Annotated in this window: 16 protein-coding genes and 2 pseudogenes; 5 read left to right on the top strand and 13 right to left on the bottom strand. The window is 73.3% G+C overall.

Annotated elements, in window-relative coordinates; all coding sequences use genetic code 11:
- Window positions 1-28 precede the first annotated feature (28 nt).
- Window positions 29-1,579, top strand: coding sequence for a DHA2 family efflux MFS transporter permease subunit (locus ABH931_RS03215; protein WP_370109646.1), 1,551 nt, complete (start codon window positions 29-31; stop codon window positions 1,577-1,579).
- Here ABH931_RS03215 and ABH931_RS03220 read toward each other — a convergent pair.
- The 8 genes and pseudogenes from ABH931_RS03220 to ABH931_RS03255 all read right to left on the bottom strand — a co-directional run.
- Window positions 1,509-1,970 (bottom strand): annotated as a pseudogene (locus ABH931_RS03220) (methylated-DNA--[protein]-cysteine S-methyltransferase); the annotation flags it as partial. The gene ABH931_RS03215 and the pseudogene ABH931_RS03220 sit on opposite strands and share 71 nt — an antisense overlap.
- Before the next feature lie 206 nt (window positions 1,971-2,176).
- Window positions 2,177-3,847: an aspartate-alanine antiporter gene (gene aspT, locus ABH931_RS03225; RefSeq protein ID WP_370109648.1), complete on the bottom strand. Its 1,671-nt coding sequence runs from the start codon at window positions 3,845-3,847 to the stop codon at window positions 2,177-2,179.
- A gap of 408 nt (window positions 3,848-4,255) precedes the next feature.
- Window positions 4,256-5,173, bottom strand: coding sequence for an ROK family protein (locus ABH931_RS03230; RefSeq protein ID WP_370110047.1), 918 nt, complete (start codon window positions 5,171-5,173; stop codon window positions 4,256-4,258).
- Window positions 5,174-5,565: 392 nt separating this feature from the next.
- On the bottom strand, window positions 5,566-6,390 hold the full coding sequence (locus tag ABH931_RS03235; RefSeq protein ID WP_370109650.1) for a class I SAM-dependent methyltransferase: 825 nt from the start codon (window positions 6,388-6,390) through the stop codon (window positions 5,566-5,568).
- Between the two features lie 72 nt (window positions 6,391-6,462).
- Window positions 6,463-6,969 carry a DUF1990 family protein gene (locus tag ABH931_RS03240; protein WP_370109652.1) on the bottom strand — a complete coding sequence of 169 codons (507 nt, stop codon included), beginning with the start codon at window positions 6,967-6,969 and terminating at the stop codon, window positions 6,463-6,465.
- Complete coding sequence (locus tag ABH931_RS03245) at window positions 6,966-7,559, bottom strand: PadR family transcriptional regulator (protein ID WP_370109654.1); 594 nt, start codon at window positions 7,557-7,559, stop codon at window positions 6,966-6,968. The genes ABH931_RS03240 and ABH931_RS03245 overlap by 4 nt, the downstream gene beginning before the upstream one ends.
- Before the next feature lie 73 nt (window positions 7,560-7,632).
- Complete coding sequence (locus ABH931_RS03250) at window positions 7,633-8,502, bottom strand: ABC transporter permease subunit (RefSeq protein WP_370109656.1); 870 nt, start codon at window positions 8,500-8,502, stop codon at window positions 7,633-7,635.
- Window positions 8,499-9,419: an ABC transporter ATP-binding protein gene (locus ABH931_RS03255; protein WP_370109658.1), complete on the bottom strand. Its 921-nt coding sequence runs from the start codon at window positions 9,417-9,419 to the stop codon at window positions 8,499-8,501. The genes ABH931_RS03250 and ABH931_RS03255 overlap by 4 nt, the downstream gene beginning before the upstream one ends.
- 133 nt (window positions 9,420-9,552) lie before the next feature.
- Between ABH931_RS03255 and ABH931_RS03260 the strand changes: the two genes are divergently transcribed.
- Window positions 9,553-10,839, top strand: coding sequence for a sensor histidine kinase (locus ABH931_RS03260; protein WP_370109660.1), 1,287 nt, complete (start codon window positions 9,553-9,555; stop codon window positions 10,837-10,839).
- 67 nt (window positions 10,840-10,906) lie between these two features.
- A complete protein-coding gene (locus ABH931_RS03265; RefSeq protein WP_370109662.1) occupies window positions 10,907-11,602 on the top strand; it encodes a response regulator in 696 nt (231 codons plus the stop codon).
- 78 nt (window positions 11,603-11,680) lie between these two features.
- Here ABH931_RS03265 and ligD (ABH931_RS03270) read toward each other — a convergent pair whose 3' ends face one another.
- Window positions 11,681-12,655 carry a non-homologous end-joining DNA ligase gene (gene ligD / locus ABH931_RS03270; protein WP_370109664.1) on the bottom strand — a complete coding sequence of 325 codons (975 nt, stop codon included), beginning with the start codon at window positions 12,653-12,655 and terminating at the stop codon, window positions 11,681-11,683.
- Between the two features lie 14 nt (window positions 12,656-12,669).
- Entirely contained in the window at window positions 12,670-13,734 is a 1,065-nt protein-coding gene (locus tag ABH931_RS03275) for a Ku protein (RefSeq protein WP_370109666.1), read from the bottom strand.
- Window positions 13,735-13,920: 186 nt separating this feature from the next.
- Here ABH931_RS03275 and ligD (ABH931_RS03280) point away from each other — a divergent pair, with 186 nt between their 5' ends.
- On the top strand, window positions 13,921-14,820 hold the full coding sequence (gene ligD / locus ABH931_RS03280) for a non-homologous end-joining DNA ligase (protein WP_370109668.1): 900 nt from the start codon (window positions 13,921-13,923) through the stop codon (window positions 14,818-14,820).
- A 211-nt stretch (window positions 14,821-15,031) separates the two neighbouring features.
- Here ligD (ABH931_RS03280) and ABH931_RS03285 read toward each other — a convergent pair.
- Window positions 15,032-15,130, bottom strand: a pseudogene (locus ABH931_RS03285) (hydrolase); the annotation flags it as partial.
- 81 nt (window positions 15,131-15,211) lie between these two features.
- Window positions 15,212-15,487, bottom strand: a complete 276-nt coding sequence (locus ABH931_RS03290) for a hypothetical protein (protein ID WP_370109670.1) — start codon at window positions 15,485-15,487, stop codon at window positions 15,212-15,214.
- Window positions 15,488-15,527: 40 nt separating this feature from the next.
- On the opposite strand from ABH931_RS03290, the gene ABH931_RS03295 reads away from it, so the two are divergent.
- Window positions 15,528-15,812, top strand: a complete 285-nt coding sequence (locus tag ABH931_RS03295) for a hypothetical protein (RefSeq protein ID WP_370109671.1) — start codon at window positions 15,528-15,530, stop codon at window positions 15,810-15,812.
- A gap of 111 nt (window positions 15,813-15,923) precedes the next feature.
- Here ABH931_RS03295 and ABH931_RS03300 read toward each other — a convergent pair whose 3' ends face one another.
- Window positions 15,924-16,331 (bottom strand): hypothetical protein, encoded by a 408-nt coding sequence (locus ABH931_RS03300; protein WP_370109673.1) that lies wholly within the window; start codon window positions 16,329-16,331, stop codon window positions 15,924-15,926.
- Window positions 16,332-16,436 lie beyond the last annotated feature (105 nt).

Consider the following 16,436-nt stretch of genomic DNA (forward strand, 5'->3'; position numbering starts at 1 on the left):
ACTCACATAGTGAGTATGCTCAGTATCTGTGACCGCCGCACTTCGCAGCCAACACGTGGCCGTTCCCGTCATGTACCTCGCGTCGGTGTTCCTCGTCATTGTCGACGGTGTGATCACGACCGTGGCCCTCCCCTCCCTCGGCCGGCACTTCCACATCTCCCCCGCCGCCCTCGACAGCGTCGTCGTGGTCTATCCCGTCTGCCTGGCCCTCATGGTGCCCGCCTCCGCCTGGCTGCTGGAACGGTTCGGGGGCCGACGGATGCTGCTGCTCGGGCTGGCCCTGTTCACCCTCGCCTCCGCGCTCTGCGGCCTGGCGGGCGACCTGCCGCAGCTCGTCCTGTTCCGCGCCGTGCAGGGCGCGGCCGCGGGCCTGCTCACGCCCGTCAGCCAGGGCCTGCTCTTCCGCACCTTCAGCGCGCGGGAACAGGTGCGGCTCAGCCGCATCCTGATCATCCCTCAGCAGCTCGCCCCCGCGCTGGCGCCGGTGCTCGGCGGCGTGCTGGTGGACACCCTCGGCTGGCGCTGGGTCTTCCTGGTCAACCTGCCGCTCGGGCTCGCCGCGCTCGCCTTCGGCGTCGCCTTCCTGCGGGAGCCGACGGCGGACGACGCCCGCTCGCGGCGCCTGGACGTACCCGGCCTGCTGCTCAGCGCGGTCGGGCTGGCCGCGCTGATGTACGGCGTCTGCACCGGACCCGACCTCGGCTGGAACGCGCCGCCCGTGCTCGCCACGCTGCTCGCCGGTACGGCGCTGCTGGGCGCGGCGGGCCGGCACCAGTGGCGGACGGCGCAGCCGGCCCTGCGGGTCCGGCTCTTCCAGGACAGGCTGTTCCGCCGCGCCGGCGTGCTGAACGCACTCGGGCTGGTGCCGTTCCTCGGGGCGATGTTCCTCGTGCCCCTGGTCGTCCAGCAGTTGCAGGGCCGCAGCGCGCTCGACTCCGGCACCGCGACCTGCACCGAGGCGGTCGGCATCCTGCTGACCGTGCAGGTGGTCGGGCGGGTCTACCACCGCGTCGGCCCCGGCCCGCTGGTCGGCGCGGGCCTGCTCGGCGTCGCCTGCGTCGAACTGTGGGCGGCGGGCACGACCGGCGTGGGCACCGGCCTGTGGACCTTCCGTCTCGTCATGTTCCTGCTGGGCCTGGCCATGGGCGCGGTCTACCTGCCGCTCACCGCGGCCTCCCTCACCAGCCTCGGCCGCGCGGACGCGGCGCAGGCCGCGACGCTGAGCACCGTCATGCGGCAGACCGCGTCCGCACTGGCCCCCGCCACCGTCACCGCGGTGCTCGTGCTCGACTCGTCCTCCACCTCGTCCTCCGCCGCCCACGCGAGCGCGCCGCCGGCCGGCGCGTACCGGCTGGCCTTCGTCGCCCTCGGCGTCCTCGCCCTGGCCTGCGCGGCCTACGGCGTCAGGCTGGGACGTCCGGACCGTCCCAGTCCAGCGTCGGCGGCAGAACGCCCTCCAGCGTCAGCAGCCATCGCTTCACCGCCATCCCGGCCTCCCCGCCACCGAAGCCGCCCAGCCCGTCCGCGGCGACCACGCGGTGACAGGGAACCAGCAGGAAGAGCGGGTTCGACCCCATGATCTGGCCGACCGCACGGGCGGCGAGATGCTGCTCCACCTCCTGCTCGAACGCCCCGCTGCGGGCGGCCAACTGCCCGTAGGTGACCGTGTGGCCGTAGGCCACGTTCCGCTCCAGCGTCTGCAGGACCTGACGCTGCACCCCGTCCGTCCACCGCCAGTCGAGCGGCAGCTCGAAGGCGCGCCGCCGCCCGGCGAAGTACTCGCCCACCCGGGCGGCGACCCGCGCCGCCCGCTCGTCCCCCTCGGGTGCGGCGTCCCCGCCACGCGACTGCTGCAGCATGTCGCCGTCGGCGAAGGAGGCCCCGAGGACGCCCTGGTCCGTGAGGGCGAGCCGCACCGGGCCGGTGGGCAGCGGAGTGGGTATCTCGACCCAGTGGACCTTGATCTCCATGCCGTGAACTCTAACGGCCACCACTGACGACCTCAGGGGCGCGAGGCTCCGCCGATATGCGGCTCCTCCCCCAGCCTTCGGCCGGGAGGTGCCCCCTGCGTGGGCGCGACAAGCCACCGGCGTGCGGTCGGTCCCCGTCGAACAGGGCCATCCGCACGCCGGTGGTTGCTCGCGCACGCAGTTGATCGAGCAGGGCCTCGCGCCCCTTACGTCCGTAGACCCAGAACTCCGACCAGAAGGGGCCCCGTCAGGGGCAGGAGGAAGTTCGAGAGCGTGTAGGTGATCGTGTAGCCGAGCATCGGCACGCTGCTCTGGGCCACGTTCGTGACCGCCGTGATCGCCGGCGTACTGCACTGCTGGCCCGCGATCGCGCCGATCAGGATCGGCTTCTCGATCTTCAGGAACCTGCGGCCGATGAAGAGCCCGAGGAACGCCGGGACCACCACCATGACGATGCCCGCCGCGGGCAGCAGCACGGGGTACTGCTTCAGCAGCGGACCGGCGTCCGGGCCCGCGGCCATGCCGGTGACCGCGATGAAGACCGACAGGCCCAGGTCCTTCGCGGTCTGCGCCGCGACCGGCGGGTACGCGCCGAACGTCGGGCGCTGGGCGCGCAGCCAGCCGAAGAGGAGCCCGGAGATGAGGCAGCCGCCGCCCGTGCCGAGGGTGAGGTTCGCCGAGCCCAGCCTGACGTTGACCATGCCCAGCAGCACGCCCAGGCAGATGCCGAGCGAGATGTAGATGTAGTCCGCCGCGTCCTGGCGGACGATCGCGCCGACCTTCCCGGCGAACCGCTCGACACGGGAATGCGAGCCGACGACGGTGACGCTGTCACCGATGTGCAGCTCGGTCTCGCCGACGGCCGGCACGTGGTGGTCCACGCGCTCGATGTCGGTGAAGAAGACGCCGTCGGCGATGTCCTGCTTGAGCGCGCTCAGCGTCTTGCCGGCGATCTCCTTCTTGGTGATGACGATCTGCCTGACCGCGAGCGGCGCGTCCAGGCCGGGGACACCGGGAGTCTCCGGGCCCAGCTCGTGGCCCGTGTCCATGACCTCGGCCCGGCGACCGACCACCAGCACCCGGTCTCCGCGCCGCAGACGCAGGTCGGGGGCGAGGTCGATGAGCTTGCCGCCGCGCATGACGCCCTCGATGGTCACCAGGCCGTCGCCACCGCGCTCCAGCTGGGTGATCGTGGAACCCTCCCCCTGGGAGGCGAGGTAGGTGCGGCCGACCAGGGCCGGCAGCGCCGCCGTCTCGTCCGCCCCCAGGGAGGGGTCGTCGCCGCGCATCTTCTCCCAGACCTCGCGGCTGGCCTCCGGCAGCTTGATCCGCAGGATGAGCGGGAAGATCTGGCTGGTCAGCATGACGATGCTGATCAGACCGAAGAGGTAGCAGACCGAGTACGCAGTGGCCACGTGACCCTGGAGCGTCGTCACCTGGTCGTGGGTGATGCCCGGGAGCTTGGCGATCGCGTCCTGCGCGGTGCCGACGACGGCCGACTCGGTCGCGGAGCCGGCCAGGATGCCGGCGGCGGTGCCGGTGTCCAGGTTGAAGCCGGTCGCGAACATGATCGCCAGGGCGATGACCAGGACCGCCTCCATGATGCAGAGCACCCCGAAGCGCAGGCCCTTGGCGTTGAGGTTGGCGAAGAACTGAGGCCCGGCCATGTACCCGAGGGAGAAAATGAAGAGCGCGAACGCGACGTTCTTGACGTCGGAGTTGACGCTGACGTGCTGGGCGCCGATCAGCATCGACACGATGAGCGTGCCGCAGATGCCGCCCAGGGTGATCGGCCCGACGCGGAGCTTGCCCACGAGATAGCCGAGGGCCAGACACGCGAACAGGGCGAGGACCGCATTCTCTCGCAGCAGACTCATGCGCCCATTACAAGGCATTTGCCCGAATTAAGCGTGATATGACATGCCGAAGGTTGATCTTCGGACGGTCTGACCACGCCCGCCAGGGCGGTACGCGGCAACGGCCCTGGCGGGGCCTTGGGCCAGCGGTTGCCAGAGGGGCGGGCCTCAGGGGTGACCGGGGTTCTCGGGCAAGCGGGGCGCCGGGGTGGGCGGCGCTCTGAGGGTGAGCGGAGCGCCAGAGCGGGCGGGGCTCTGGAGGTAAGCGGAGCGCCAGAGCGGGCGGGGCCCTGGAGGTAAGCGGAGCGCCAGAGCGGGCGGGGCCCTGGAGGTAAGCGGAGCGCCAGAGCGGGCGGGGCCCTGGAGGTAAGCGGAGCCCCAGAGCGAGCCGGGCCCTGAGGGTGAGCGGAGCCCCAGAGCAGGTGGGGCTCAGTGCAGGGCGAGGGCGGCCGCGCCGATGAGGCCGGCGTCGGTGCCCAGCTCGGCTGCCCGCACCGCGAGGTGGCGGGTGAACGGCAGCGTCGCGTAGGAGCGCAGGTGCCGGCGCAGGGGCTCCAGCAGGAGCTCGCCGGCGCGCAGTACGCCGCCGCCGAGGACCGCGACGTCCAGCTCGACCAGCGTCGCCGTCGCGGCGATCCCCGCCGCGAGCGCGCGGGCGGCGCGGTCGAACGCGGCGAGGGCGACAGCGTCCCCGGCCCGCGCCGAGTCGGCCACGGCGGCAGCCGTCGCACCGTCGGCGGGCGGACGCCAGCCCTGGGCGACCGCCCACCCGGCGATCGCGGTGCCACTGGCCATCCGCTCCAGGCAGCCGCGCGACCCGCACGGGCAGGGCTCGCCGTCCAGGTCGACGGTGATGTGGCCGAGGTGCCCGGCGTTCCCGGTCGGTCCGGCGTAGACCCGGCCGTCCAGGACCAGCCCCGCGCCGACGCCCGTGGAGACCACCAGGCACAGCGCGTTGGCGAAGCCGCGCGCCGCGCCGCGCCAGTGCTCGGCTGCGGTCATCGCGACCGCGTCGCCGCCCAGCGCCACCGGCGCGCCCGCCACCTGCGGCAGCGCCCTCACCTCGGCGACGAGCGGGAAGTCGCGCCAGGCGGCGATGTTGACGGGGCTGACGGTGCCCTTGCCGATGTCGACCGGCCCGGCGCTGCCGACGCCGACCCGCTCGACCCGCGTCCAGCGCGGGTCCGCGGCGAGGTCGGCGACCACCTCGGCGACGGTGGCGAAGACCTCCCCCGCCCCGGCGGCCTGCCTGCGGGTGGGACGCTCGACGCGGTGGTGCAGCGTCCCGTCGGCGTCGACCAGCCCACCTGCGATCTTGGTGCCGCCGATGTCGATCGCCGCGATCATCGCGGACTCCGCGGACTCCGCGGACCGCGAGGCGGATGCGGCGGACACGGACGCGGACGCGGTGACGGGTGCGCTCATGACCAGCGAGTCTGCTGCCCGCCCCACACCCCTGTCCAACCGGCACGCCCTGCCCCGGGCGCGGGCCCGCGCCGACGCATCACGGCGGGGACGCGAGCTCGAGGCGAGCCCCGAGGCCCGGCCCCGCGCCCGGACTGACACACGCCCGGACTGACACACGGCCGGGGCACCCGCACGGCGCGAGCCGACGCGAGGACGGGACGCGGACCCACGCACGACCGGGGCGTCGCACCGGGGCGGGGCTGCCGCGCCGTCCCGGCCCGCCGCCGAGGCGGGCGGGCGGGCGGGCGGAGCCGGCGGGCGGGGCGTGGGCCTCAGGGCTTTCGCCGGCCCACGTAGCGCAGGCCGTTGGCGCGGATGGTGCCCGCGGCGATCGCCGCGCGTTCCTCGGCCTCGGGGACGTCCGCCAGGGCGGTGTGGAAGTAGGGGTCGCGCTCCAGCCGCACCGTCTCGAAGGGGGAGGCCTCCAGCGCGCGCAGCATCGTCGCTCCCGGGATCAGGCCGTGCTCCCCCGCCCAGCCCTGGAAGTACGCCTCCCAGCCGCCGCCCGCCTCGCGCCAGCCCTCCCGGTGGCCGGCCAGCCACCAGCCGGGGCTCTCCTCCGGCGCCTGCTCCGGCAGGCGGTCGAAGCACCAGCGCGCCGTCGCCTCGTCGAACTCCTCCCGCGCCCACTCGCGCAGGATCAGCCGCCCACCCGGCCGGACCTGCTCCGCGAGCGCGGCCAGCAGCGCGTCCAGATCGTCGACGTGGTGCAGGGAGAGGCAGGCGACCACCGCGTCGAACGGCAGGTCGGCGTCCTCGGGCCGGTAGTCCTCGTAGCGGTCGCGGACGAAGCCGGGCTCCTCGGGCGCCTCCGGGTCGACGCCGACGGCGTGGTACCCCTCGGCGCGCAGCCGCGGCACGAAGCCACCCAGCGCGCCGCAGCCGATCTCCAGCACCGAACCGGGCGAGGCGGGCAGCGCGTCCCGCACGAACGGCCACACGTCCTCGATCCGCCGCCGGTCCCCCGGCCGCGGCGCGACGAACGAGGGGCCCTCACCGTCCGCGTACCCGGACCCGTGCCCGTGCTGGTGGTGCTGGTGGCCGTGGCCGTGGCCGTGGCCGTGTTCGTGGCCGTGCTGGTGCGCGCCGTGCGCCATACCGCGCCGTCCCTCGTCCGTGGGGTTCGGTTGTCGGGCTCAGCCTGCCACAGCGGCCGGCCGGCCACGGGACTACTGCGCGGTGCGCGCGATGCCGCGCAGTACCTGCGCGCAGCGCCGGGCGTAGAGGCGCTGCATCGGCGGGACCAGCGCGCCGAGGGGTCGCAGCATCCGGATACCGGGACGGCTGAACGCGGTGACGTCCAACCAGACCGCGCCGTCGTCGTCCCGGGTGAGCAGAAAGGCCTCCTCGCCGCACTCCGGGTGGCCGGGGAGGGTGCCGTAGGCCCAGGCGTAGCGGCCGGGCTCGTCGATGACGCGGACGATGCGGCACGGCGCGTGGATGCCGGCCAGCGAGACGCGCACGTCGACGCCGGGCTCGGCGCGGGCCGCCGAGGTGCGGATACCGACGGGGATGCCGCGGTGCATCCGGAAGGTCGCGAGGGCGTCGGCGGCGGCGCGGAAGGCGGCCTCCCCCTGGCCGACTCGGGACCGGTGGTGCAGGTACCAGTAGCCCCGAGGCAGGGGATCGGCGTCGAGTGTCGCGCCGACCTCCGGATAGGTGAACTCCCTCGTCATGTCGTCTCCCCCTCGTCCTCGTCCACGTCCTCATCCGCAGCCGATCGCTCGTCCGCTTCCAGCTCCGTCACGGCGGAGTCGACGCGGCGCAGCCAGTCCGTCCAGAAGCGCTCCATCTCGATCCCCGCCTCCAGCACCAGGTGCTGCAGCCGGGTCTCCGCCGTCCCCGGGCGGTCCGGCGGGAACTGACGGGTCTCCATCTCGCGGTAGGCGTCCAGCTGGGCCGCGTGCTGTTCCAGGTGCCGGCGAACCTCAGCGCCGACGTCCCCGAGGCCGACGACGCCGGCCGCGCGCAGCCGCAGTGCCAGCGGGTCCCGGAGCTGGCGGGGCGGATCGCTGCGGGAGACCCAGGCGGCCAGCTCCTCGCGGCCCTCGGGCAGCACCTCGTACTCCTTGCGCCGTCCCTGGGCGGGCGGCCCGGGGATGGCCCGGATCAACCCGGCCTGTTCCAGCTTGCCGAGCTCCCGGTAGATCTGCTGGTGCGTGGCGGCCCAGAAGAAGCCGATGGACCGGTCGAACCGCCGCGTCAGCTCCAGCCCGGAGGACGGCCTCTCCAGCAGGGCGGTGAGGATGGCGTGCGGCAGCGACATGCCCCGATCCTAGGTGGACCGGGGCATGCCGCCCGCCGTCGCGGGGTGCCGCTCACACGTCGCGGAGTGCCGCTCACACGTCGCGGCGGCGGACGATCCAGACGGCGGCGGCCACTGCCAGGACCGGCCAGGCCAGGTAGACCGGCCAGGACTCGGCGACCGTCGCCGGGTAGTAGCCGGGCTGTGCCTGTGCCGTCCAGATCTCCGTGAGGCGCTGGAAGGCGGAGACGGGGAACAGGTGCCGGATGTCGGCGGACCACTGCTTGTCCAACGAGAAGAACTGCGGCAGCAACAGCACCACGAAGGTCAGGATCCCGATCGCCCCGCCCGCGTGGCGGACCAGGGCGCCGATGCCGAGGCCGATCAGCGCGCAGACCGGCGCGATCATCGCCGCCGCGACCAGGGCCCGAGGAACGCCGGAGTAGCCGAGCGAAATCGTGGCGTGGCGTCCGCTGAGGATCCACTGCGCGATCCCGTAGGAGCCGAGCGCGGTGATCCAGCCGACCACCGTCCACACCCCCGCCTGTACGACGGCCTTGGCCAGCACCACGGAGCCACGCGCCGGGACGGCGACGGTCGTGGTGCGGATCAGCCCGCTCCCGTACTCGCCCGCCAGGGCCAGCGCGCCGAGCGCGCCGGCGGCCAGCATGATGACGAGGTAACCCTCCAGCGGCCAGGAGTCGTGGACGGCGAAGAGGTGCGGCGCCGCCTGCTGACGCGGGCCGTAGTTCGGCCAGTTGTCGTAGTCGGCCGTCGCGGCGGCCGCCGCCGCGCCCCAGGGGACCAAGATCGCGACGACCGCGGTCCACCAGGTCGAACGCAGCGACCAGAGCTTGATCCACTCGGCGGCCACCAGGTCGGTGAACCGGCTGCGGGTGCCGGCGGCCGCGGCGCCGGCCGTCGCGGCCGCGGCGCGGGACGGGAGGGAGGTGACGGTGCTCATCGACTCTGCCCTGCCAGGTACTCGACGCGGTCGGCGGTCAGTTCCATGAAGGCCTCCTCCAACGAAGCGGATCGGGTGGTCAGTTCGTGCAGCATCACGCGGTTGTCGAAGGCCAGCGCACCGATCCGCTCGGCGGCGAGCCCGGTGACCGACAGGCCCTCGCTGCCCGCGTGCCCGTCCGGCTCGACCTCGGCGCCCGCAGCGACCAGCACGGCCGTCAGCTCCGCCGCCTGCGGCGTACGGACCAGCACGCTACGGCGCGTGGAGCGGGCGGCGAACTCCCGCACCGGCTCGGCGGCCACCAGTTGGCCCCGGCCGATGACGACGAGCTGGTCGGCGGTGTTCTCCATCTCGGTCATCAGATGGCTGGAGAGGAAGACCGTGCGTCCCTCGGCGGCCAGGCGGCGGAAGAGCCGCCGCACCCACATCACGCCCTCCGGGTCCATCCCGTTGATCGGCTCGTCGAACATCAGCACCGGCGGATCGCCGAGCAGCGCGGTCGCGATACCCAGGCGCTGCTTCATGCCGAGCGAGAAGCCCCCGACCCGGCGCCGCGCGGCCTCGGTCAGACCGACCTCCTCCAGCACCTCGCCGACCCTGCGCGCCGCGATGCCGTTGCTGCGGGCCAGCGCCCGCAGGTGCGCCTCGGCGCTGCGGCCCGGGTGGACGTGGTGCGCGTCCAGCAGCGCCCCGACGTGCCGCAGACCGCGCGGGTGGTCGGCGAATCGGACCCCGCTGACCGTCGCCGCACCCGAGGTGGGCGTGTCCAGACCGAGGATCAGCCGCAGGGTGGTGGTCTTGCCGGCGCCGTTGGGCCCCAGGAAACCCGTCACCTGCCCGGGACGGACGGTGAAGGAGAGGCCGTCGACAGCGGTCTTGTCGCCGTAGCGCTTCGTCAGCTCGTGGACTTCGATCATGCCTCCACGGTGCCGGTCGGACCGCGTCATCCACATCCGGCCCACGACGACAACCGGCGGCCCCCGCACTAGCCCGTAGACGTAAGCCCGCAGGTCGATGCCGGGTCGGAGAACGGCCGTTAGGCTCGACGCCATGACCGCCGCGCCTCGCCCCCCGCTGCTCTCCCGCGTCCCACCGGGGGCCTGGACCGGCCTCGCCCAGGCAGTGGTGACGCTGATGGTCACCCTCTACGTGGTGAACGTGGGCCAGGGTGCGCTCAGCACGCGCAACGGCGTGGAGCACCAGGGCCCGATGTCGGTGTTCCTCGCGATCGCCGTCGGCTCGCTGCTGCTGCGCCGCTACCCGCGCACGAGCATGGCGATGCTGCTCGGCCTCGCCCTCTACACCGCGTCGCAGGCCGGCTACCCCCTCGAGATCCTCGGCCTGGAGAACCTGCTGCCTGCCCAGGTGGCGCTCTGCTACATCTGCGCCACCCAGCCGCGGCAGGTGGCGGTGCCGTCCGCCGTCATGGGCTACGCCACGGTGCTCTGCTACGAGATCGGCCGCCTCGGGGCGGGCCTGGCGCCCGACCGTTTCTACAACCTCACGCCGATGCTGCTGGTCTTCCTGCTCGCCCAGCTGATCGGCAACTCGATCCACACCCGGCGCATCTTCGCCGCCGCCAGCCGGGTGCAGGCCACCGAGCAGGCCATCACCGAGGAGCGGCTGCGGATCGCCCGCGAGCTGCACGACATGGTGGCGCACAGCATCGGCATCATCGCCATCCAGGCGGGCGTCGGCAGCCGCGTCCTGGACAGCCAGCCGGAGGAGGCCCGCGCCGCGCTCCAGGCCATCGAGGCGACCAGCCGGGAGACCCTCTCCGGGCTGCGCCGCACGCTGGTGGCACTGCGTCAGGCGGATCCCGAGCCCGGCAGCCTGCTCGCCCCGCTCGCCCCCGCGCCCGGCCTCGACGACATCGAACGGCTCGCCGCGACGACGACGGAGGCGGGCGTCCGCGTCGACATCACCCGGCGCGGCGAGCGCCGCCCGCTGCCCAACGACATCGACCTCTCCGCCTACCGCATCGTGCAGGAGGCGGTCACCAACGTGGTCCGGCACTCCGGCGCGCGCTCCTGCCGCGTGCTGGTCGACCACGGCGTGGACGTCCTGGCCCTGGAGGTCGTGGACGACGGGGCGCACGGGCCGGAGAAGAGCCTGCACGGGCAGCACGGCTCCGGCTTCGGGATCACCGGCATGCGCGAGCGGGTCAGCCTGCTGCACGGCGAGTTCGGCGCGGGTCCGCGCCCCGAGGGCGGCTTCCGGGTCACCGCCCGCCTCCCGCTCCCGCCCGTGAAGGCGTCCGCCTCCGCTACGACCTCCGCGTCCGCCTCCGCTACGACCTCCGCGTCCGCCTCCGCAACGGCCGAAACCACCGTGTGAGGCCCCGGCAGCTGACATGATCAACATCCCGCAGTTCGACATCGACGCCGCTACAACTGAGGACGGTATGAGCGACGCCCCAGACACCCCAGCGCAGATCCGGATCCTGCTCGCCGACGACCAGCCGCTGGTCCGCTCGGGCCTGCGCGTGCTGATCAACGACAACGCCGACCTCCGCGTCGTCGCCGAGGCCGGCAACGGCGGCGAGGCCGTCGCCCTGGCGGCGCAGGTCAAGCCCGACGTCGCTGTGCTGGACATCCGCATGCCCGGCATGGACGGCATAGAGGCGGCCCGCCGCATCGTCGAGGCACAGGACGCTCCGCGCGTGCTGATGCTGACCACCTTCGACGACGACGACTACGTCTACGGCGCGCTGCGCGCGGGCGCCTCGGGCTTCCTGGTCAAGGACATGGCCCTGGAGGAGATCCTCGGCGCGATCCGCGTCGTCGCCGCGGGCGACGCGTTGATCGCCCCGAGCGTCACCCGCCGCCTCATCGCGGAGTTCGCCAGCCGCCCCGACCACGGGGCGCCCGCAGGCGGCCCGACCCGGAAGCTGGACGGTGTCATCACCGAGCGCGAGGTGGAGGTCCTGACCCTGGTGGGGCGCGGGCTGAGCAACAGTGAGATCGCGGCGACGCTCGTCATCAGCGTGGCGACGGCGAAGTCGCACGTGGCCCGGCTGCTGACCAAGCTGGACGCCCGCGACCGGGTCCAGCTGGTCATCCTCGCCTACGAGGCGGGACTCGTCTCGACCCGCGGGTAGCGGTCGGGGCCGGGTCGGGGCCGGGTAGCGGTCGGGGCCGGGTCGAGGTCGCGTCGGGGTAGCGGTCGGGTCGGGAGGTCACCCTTGCGGGGTGACCTCGCGCAGGCCCTTCCACACCGGCTGCCGCAGGATGCCGCCCGCCGTGAGCTCCTGGTACTCCACCTCTGCGGCCAGGGCGGGCGAGGCCCAGTGGACGGTGGAGTCAGGCCGGCCGAGATCCGACGGCGTGCCCAGGAACGGGGAGACCTCCGTCTCCAGGTGCCGCAGCAGCGCCAGCAGGTCCTCGCCCTCGTGCACACCGATGCCCGAGCCCACGGCACCGAGGTAGCGCAGTCCCTCGCGCTCCGACAGGCCCACCAGCACGCTACGCAGCCGGCCCGTGGCGGGCTCGGCCAGCCATCCGCCGAGACGGACGTCCATGCTCTGGCGGTGCTTGTGCTTGATCCACGCCCGCGAGCGGCGTCCGGGCTCGTAGAGGGAGTCGAGCCGCTTGGCGACAATGCCCTCGATGCCGTAGGCCTCCGTCCACTCCACCGCGGACCGCAGATCGCCGAGCCAGGCCGGTGGCGTGCGGACGGCGCCATGCTCGTGGTCGAGCGCCAGCTCCTGCAACTGGGCGCGGCGGGAGGCGTAGGGGAGACGGGTCAGGTCGCGCCCGTCGCGGTTCAGCAGGTCGAAGACCATCAGCGTGACGGGCGTGGCGTGCCGCGCGGCCTGGATCTGGGACGGACGGCGCAGACTCATCCGTTCCTGCAACGCGCCGAAGCTGGGCGCGCCGTTCACGCCGAGGGCGACCACCTCCCCGTCCAGGACGGCGGCCCTGTCCCCCAACGCCTCGGCGACGGCGACAAGTTCGGGGAACCGCTCGGTGGCCTCCCCGCCGGTGCGGGAACGGACGTGGACGCTGCCGTCACCGGGCACGTAGACGAGGACGCGCATCCCGTCCCACTTCACCTCCGCCGCCCAGTGCGCCTCGTCGCGCGGGAGCGGCGCCGTCGTCGCGAGCATCGGGGAGTAGACGGGGAGGGCGGTCGGAGTGTGGGCACGGGACATGACGGACCGTCCGATCAGGACGCGCGCCGCGGCGCGCTCTTGCGGGCGGCCGGAGTCGCCGTCTTCTTGGCCGCGGCCTTCTTCGCGGTCGACTTCTTCGCACCCGTCTCCTTGGCGGCGGTCTCCTTGGCCGCCGTCTCCCGGCTCCCGGCCCTCGCCGTCACCTTGCCGGTGGCCGTCCTCGCCGGTGCCGCGCGCTTGCGCGCCTTCGGCGGCGCGGACTCCGCGTCGGCCCCGCCGGCCTCAGCACCCTCGCCGTCCTCGCCGTTCTCGGCGTCGTCCGGGACGGCCTCGCCGCGCTGCGCCTTCGCCGCCGCGACGCTGGAACGCAGCGCCGCCATCAGGTCGATGACCTCCGCGCCGCCCTCCGCCATCGGGACGGGCGCCGGGGTGGCGCCGTGGGACTTGGCCTCCAGCAGCGCGTCCAGCGCGACCACGTAGCCGTCCTTCTCGGAGTCCAGGTCGAACCCCTCGGAGAGGGTGTCCATCAGCGAGCGGGCCATGGCCAGCTCCTGCGGGCGCAGCGTGCTGTCCTCCTCCGGCGCCAGGCCCTCCGCCGAGCGGATCTCGTCCGGCCATCGCATGGTCTGCAGCACGAGCAGGTCGTCCTGGACCCGCAGCACGGCCAGCGACTCGCGCGAGCGCATGGTGATCTTGGTGACGGCCACCTGCCCGGAGTCGCGCAGGGCCTCGCGCAGCAGCGCGTAGGGCTTGGCGGGGGCCTTGTCGCCGAGACCCACGTAGTAGGGGCTGTCCCAGCGCAGCGGATCGATCTGCTCGGCGGGGACGAAGGCCACCACGTCGATGATCTTCTTGCTGGGCACCGGGAGCGTGGCGAGGTCCTCGTCGGTCAGCACGACCACGCCGCCGTCGGGCGCGTCCCAGCCCTTGGCGATCTCGCCGTACTCGACCTCCCGGTCCTCCGCCTCGCAGTAGCGCTTGAGCCGGACGCGTGAACCGTCCTCCCGGTGCACCTGGTGGAGCACCGGACCGGAGTGCGTCTCGGTGGCCGGGTAGAGCTTGACCGGTACGGCGACCAGGCCGAACGTGATGCTGCCCGTCCAGACGCTGCGAGGCATGGGCCGAACCTTTCGCGCCGAACTGTCACGGGATCCGCAGGGTGTTCCTCACGGTATGTCCGTTTCCCCGCGACCTCCACCCGTGCGGGGCCCGCACCCGGGTACCGCGCGGCCCAGGGGTGACCCGGGGGCGGCCCGACCGGTGGCCCGGGGGCGGCCCCCGGGCGGAACTGCCAGGCTGGAGGCATGCCCGGTACGAAGGTTCCCGTGCAGGTCGGCGGGCACGCGATCCTCCTCTCCCACCTGGACAAGCTGCTCTGGTCCGCCTGGTCCAAGGCGGAGATGCTCGACTACTACGCCCGGGTCGCCGACGCGATGGTGCCGCACCTGCGCGACCGCCCCGCGTCTTTCCTGCGCGGCCCCGAGGGCATGACGGGCCCGCTCTTCGTCGCCAAGAACCCCCCGCCGCGCACACCCGAGTGGGTCCGGATCGAGGTGATCGAGGCCAAGGAAGGCCCCCGCCCGCACCTGGTCCTGGACGACCCGGCGAGCCTGATCGCGGCCGCGAACCTGTACTGCCTGGAGATCCACGTCCCGCAGTGGACCGTCGGCTCCGGGCGGGACGGCCACGACCGGCTTGTCGTCGACCTGGACCCGGGCGAGGGGACCACCGTCGTCGAGTGCTGCGCCGCCGCCCTGCTGGTCCGCGAGGCGCTCGCCGCGGACGGCCTGCCCTGCTGGCCGGTCACCTCCGGCAACAAGGGCCTCCACCTCTACACCCCGCTGCACCCGAGCCCGGCCGACGCGACCGTCGACTACGCCCGCCGTGTCGCCGAGCGCCTCGCCGCCGCCCACCCGTCCCTGCTGGTGGCCCGGATGACCAAAGCGCTGCGCACCGGCCGGGTCTTCCTGGACTGGTCGCAGAACTCCACCTCGAAGACCACCTCCGCCCCCTACACCCTGCGCGCCACCAGGACCCCCGTCCCCGGCGTCTCCGCGCCGCTGACCTGGGCGGAGGTCGAAGCCTGCCGCTCCCCGGCCGACCTGGCCCTCCCCCCGGCCGACGTGGCCGCCCGGGTCGCGGAACTGGGCGACCTCGCCGCCCCGTTGTGCGCCCCGGAGCAGGCCCACGCCCTGCCCTCGTGACGTCGCCGGCCCACATAGCGCCCCCAGTTCGCATAGCGCCCCCAGTCCACATGACGTCCCCCGTCCACGTGACGTCGGCAGCCCGCGCGACCCCGGCGGCGCGCCGTCACAGGTGGTCGAGCACATGCCGCAGCTCCGCGATCAGCGCCGTCGCCCCCGCCTGCGCGAGGCGGTCGGCCGGCATCAGCGCGGTGTAGCCGATGACGTCCAAGCCGAGCTCGGTCAGGTAGCCGGAGAGGACCGTGTGCGCCGTGGTCTCGCTCTCGACCAGCGTGCCGTCGTTGTCGAAGATCACCAACTCGTATGCCATTCGCACTGGACTACCACCGCGACCGCCGCACGGCCAACCCCGCGCCGTGCCGCGCAGCGCTGTGCCGTACCGCGGCGTGGCTCACGAGCAACCGGGCACGGCCTTGCCGCCGTTGCTGAGTGCCACCAAGGCGCAGAGGGTCGTGTCGGAGACCTTCCAGGTGCCGTTCTCCAGCACCGCCTGCCCCTTGGCGTTCGGCAACGCCGGGGTCCCGCTCTGGCACAGGTTGTAGGTGACCTGGGCGGTGGTCGGGCTCGTGAACTGGACGGCGGTCACGGTCACGCTCGCCTTGGCCGCGAGCGGGTTCCCGGCGAAGCCCTGCAGCACGGTGGTGAGGTGCTGGCCGTTCTGCAGCAACCCGACCTTCTCACCGGCGGGGGTGGCGGGGCTGAAGAACTTGCTGAAGTCCTGGGCGACGCTGCGGCCCGCCGCCGCGGTGTCGCTGGGCCCCGTCCCGCTGACGGCGGGCGCCGCCCCGGTGGCGCACGCCTGCGCGACTGCCCCACCACTGGCCCCACCACTGGCCGCGGTGCTGCTCGCGGGCGCGCTCGACATCGAGGCCGAGGGTGAACTCGCGCTGGTACTCGTACTCGTACTGGGACTCGAACTACTGCTGCAGGCGGCCGCGACGAGCATCAGACCTGCCACCACCCCGGTCACGAGCACGGGGTGGCGCCGCTGACCGGCTGGGTTCGGGAGCATTCTCTCCACCACCTGACACCTGGTACCGACGTACATCCATCCCTATGGTCACCCCGTCGCCGGGCCGCGGCACGCCCGAAATAAAGATTTCTTAAGGACGGCCGGTGAGGGTGACGATCCGCGAGTCCCAGTCCATCCCGTGCGGGACGAGCGCGGTCAGCACCACGTCCGTGTGATGCGTCCACGCGTCCACGTCCGCCTGCACGTTCTCCCCGCAGACCTTGGCGATCGAGTCCCCACCCACGTACGTGCCCAGGTGCATGTTGACGGCCTTGAGCTCGACGCAGCCCTTCACCGACTCGACGTAGCCGCGCAGCCGGTAGCCGCCGCTCTCGCGGGTGACCGTCAGGTCCGACACCCCGTCGGCGGAGTCGTCCCCGGCGGTGGCCTGCAGGTAGATCCCTTGCTGCGGCAGCAGGTCCCGCTGCGCCCCGGGCGCCGCGACCGCTCCCCCGGCGAGGGTGAGGGCAGCGACGAAGGCATAGGCGAGATGGCGCACGACGGGACTCCTCGACTGGCGACGTGGTCGATGACTCGGTAACTCAGTGACTCAGGGGACATCGGTGGCTCAGGGGGACCGCTGTCCTAACGCCCCGACCTGCGA

Origin of the sequence: Streptacidiphilus sp. MAP12-33, from assembly GCF_041261265.1 — a bacterium.
In the GTDB taxonomy this organism is placed as follows: domain Bacteria; phylum Actinomycetota; class Actinomycetes; order Streptomycetales; family Streptomycetaceae; genus Streptacidiphilus.

Bases quoted from the DNA above. Each gene is read 5' to 3' on its own strand.
- ligD (WP_370109668.1), top strand. From the start codon at position 13,921: ATGCCCGGTACGAAGGTTCCCGTGCAGGTCGGCGGGCACGCGATCCTC.
- ABH931_RS03275 (WP_370109666.1), bottom strand. From the start codon at position 13,734: ATGCCTCGCAGCGTCTGGACGGGCAGCATCACGTTCGGCCTGGTCGCC.
- aspT (WP_370109648.1), bottom strand. From the start codon at position 3,847: ATGAGTCTGCTGCGAGAGAATGCGGTCCTCGCCCTGTTCGCGTGTCTG.
- ABH931_RS03230 (WP_370110047.1), bottom strand. From the start codon at position 5,173: ATGATCGCGGCGATCGACATCGGCGGCACCAAGATCGCAGGTGGGCTG.
- ABH931_RS03250 (WP_370109656.1), bottom strand. From the start codon at position 8,502: ATGAGCACCGTCACCTCCCTCCCGTCCCGCGCCGCGGCCGCGACGGCC.
- ABH931_RS03260 (WP_370109660.1), top strand. From the start codon at position 9,553: ATGACCGCCGCGCCTCGCCCCCCGCTGCTCTCCCGCGTCCCACCGGGG.
- ABH931_RS03265 (WP_370109662.1), top strand. From the start codon at position 10,907: ATGAGCGACGCCCCAGACACCCCAGCGCAGATCCGGATCCTGCTCGCC.
- ABH931_RS03245 (WP_370109654.1), bottom strand. From the start codon at position 7,559: ATGTCGCTGCCGCACGCCATCCTCACCGCCCTGCTGGAGAGGCCGTCC.
- ligD (WP_370109664.1), bottom strand. From the start codon at position 12,655: ATGTCCCGTGCCCACACTCCGACCGCCCTCCCCGTCTACTCCCCGATG.
- ABH931_RS03255 (WP_370109658.1), bottom strand. From the start codon at position 9,419: ATGATCGAAGTCCACGAGCTGACGAAGCGCTACGGCGACAAGACCGCT.
- ABH931_RS03235 (WP_370109650.1), bottom strand. From the start codon at position 6,390: ATGGCGCACGGCGCGCACCAGCACGGCCACGAACACGGCCACGGCCAC.
- ABH931_RS03240 (WP_370109652.1), bottom strand. From the start codon at position 6,969: ATGACGAGGGAGTTCACCTATCCGGAGGTCGGCGCGACACTCGACGCC.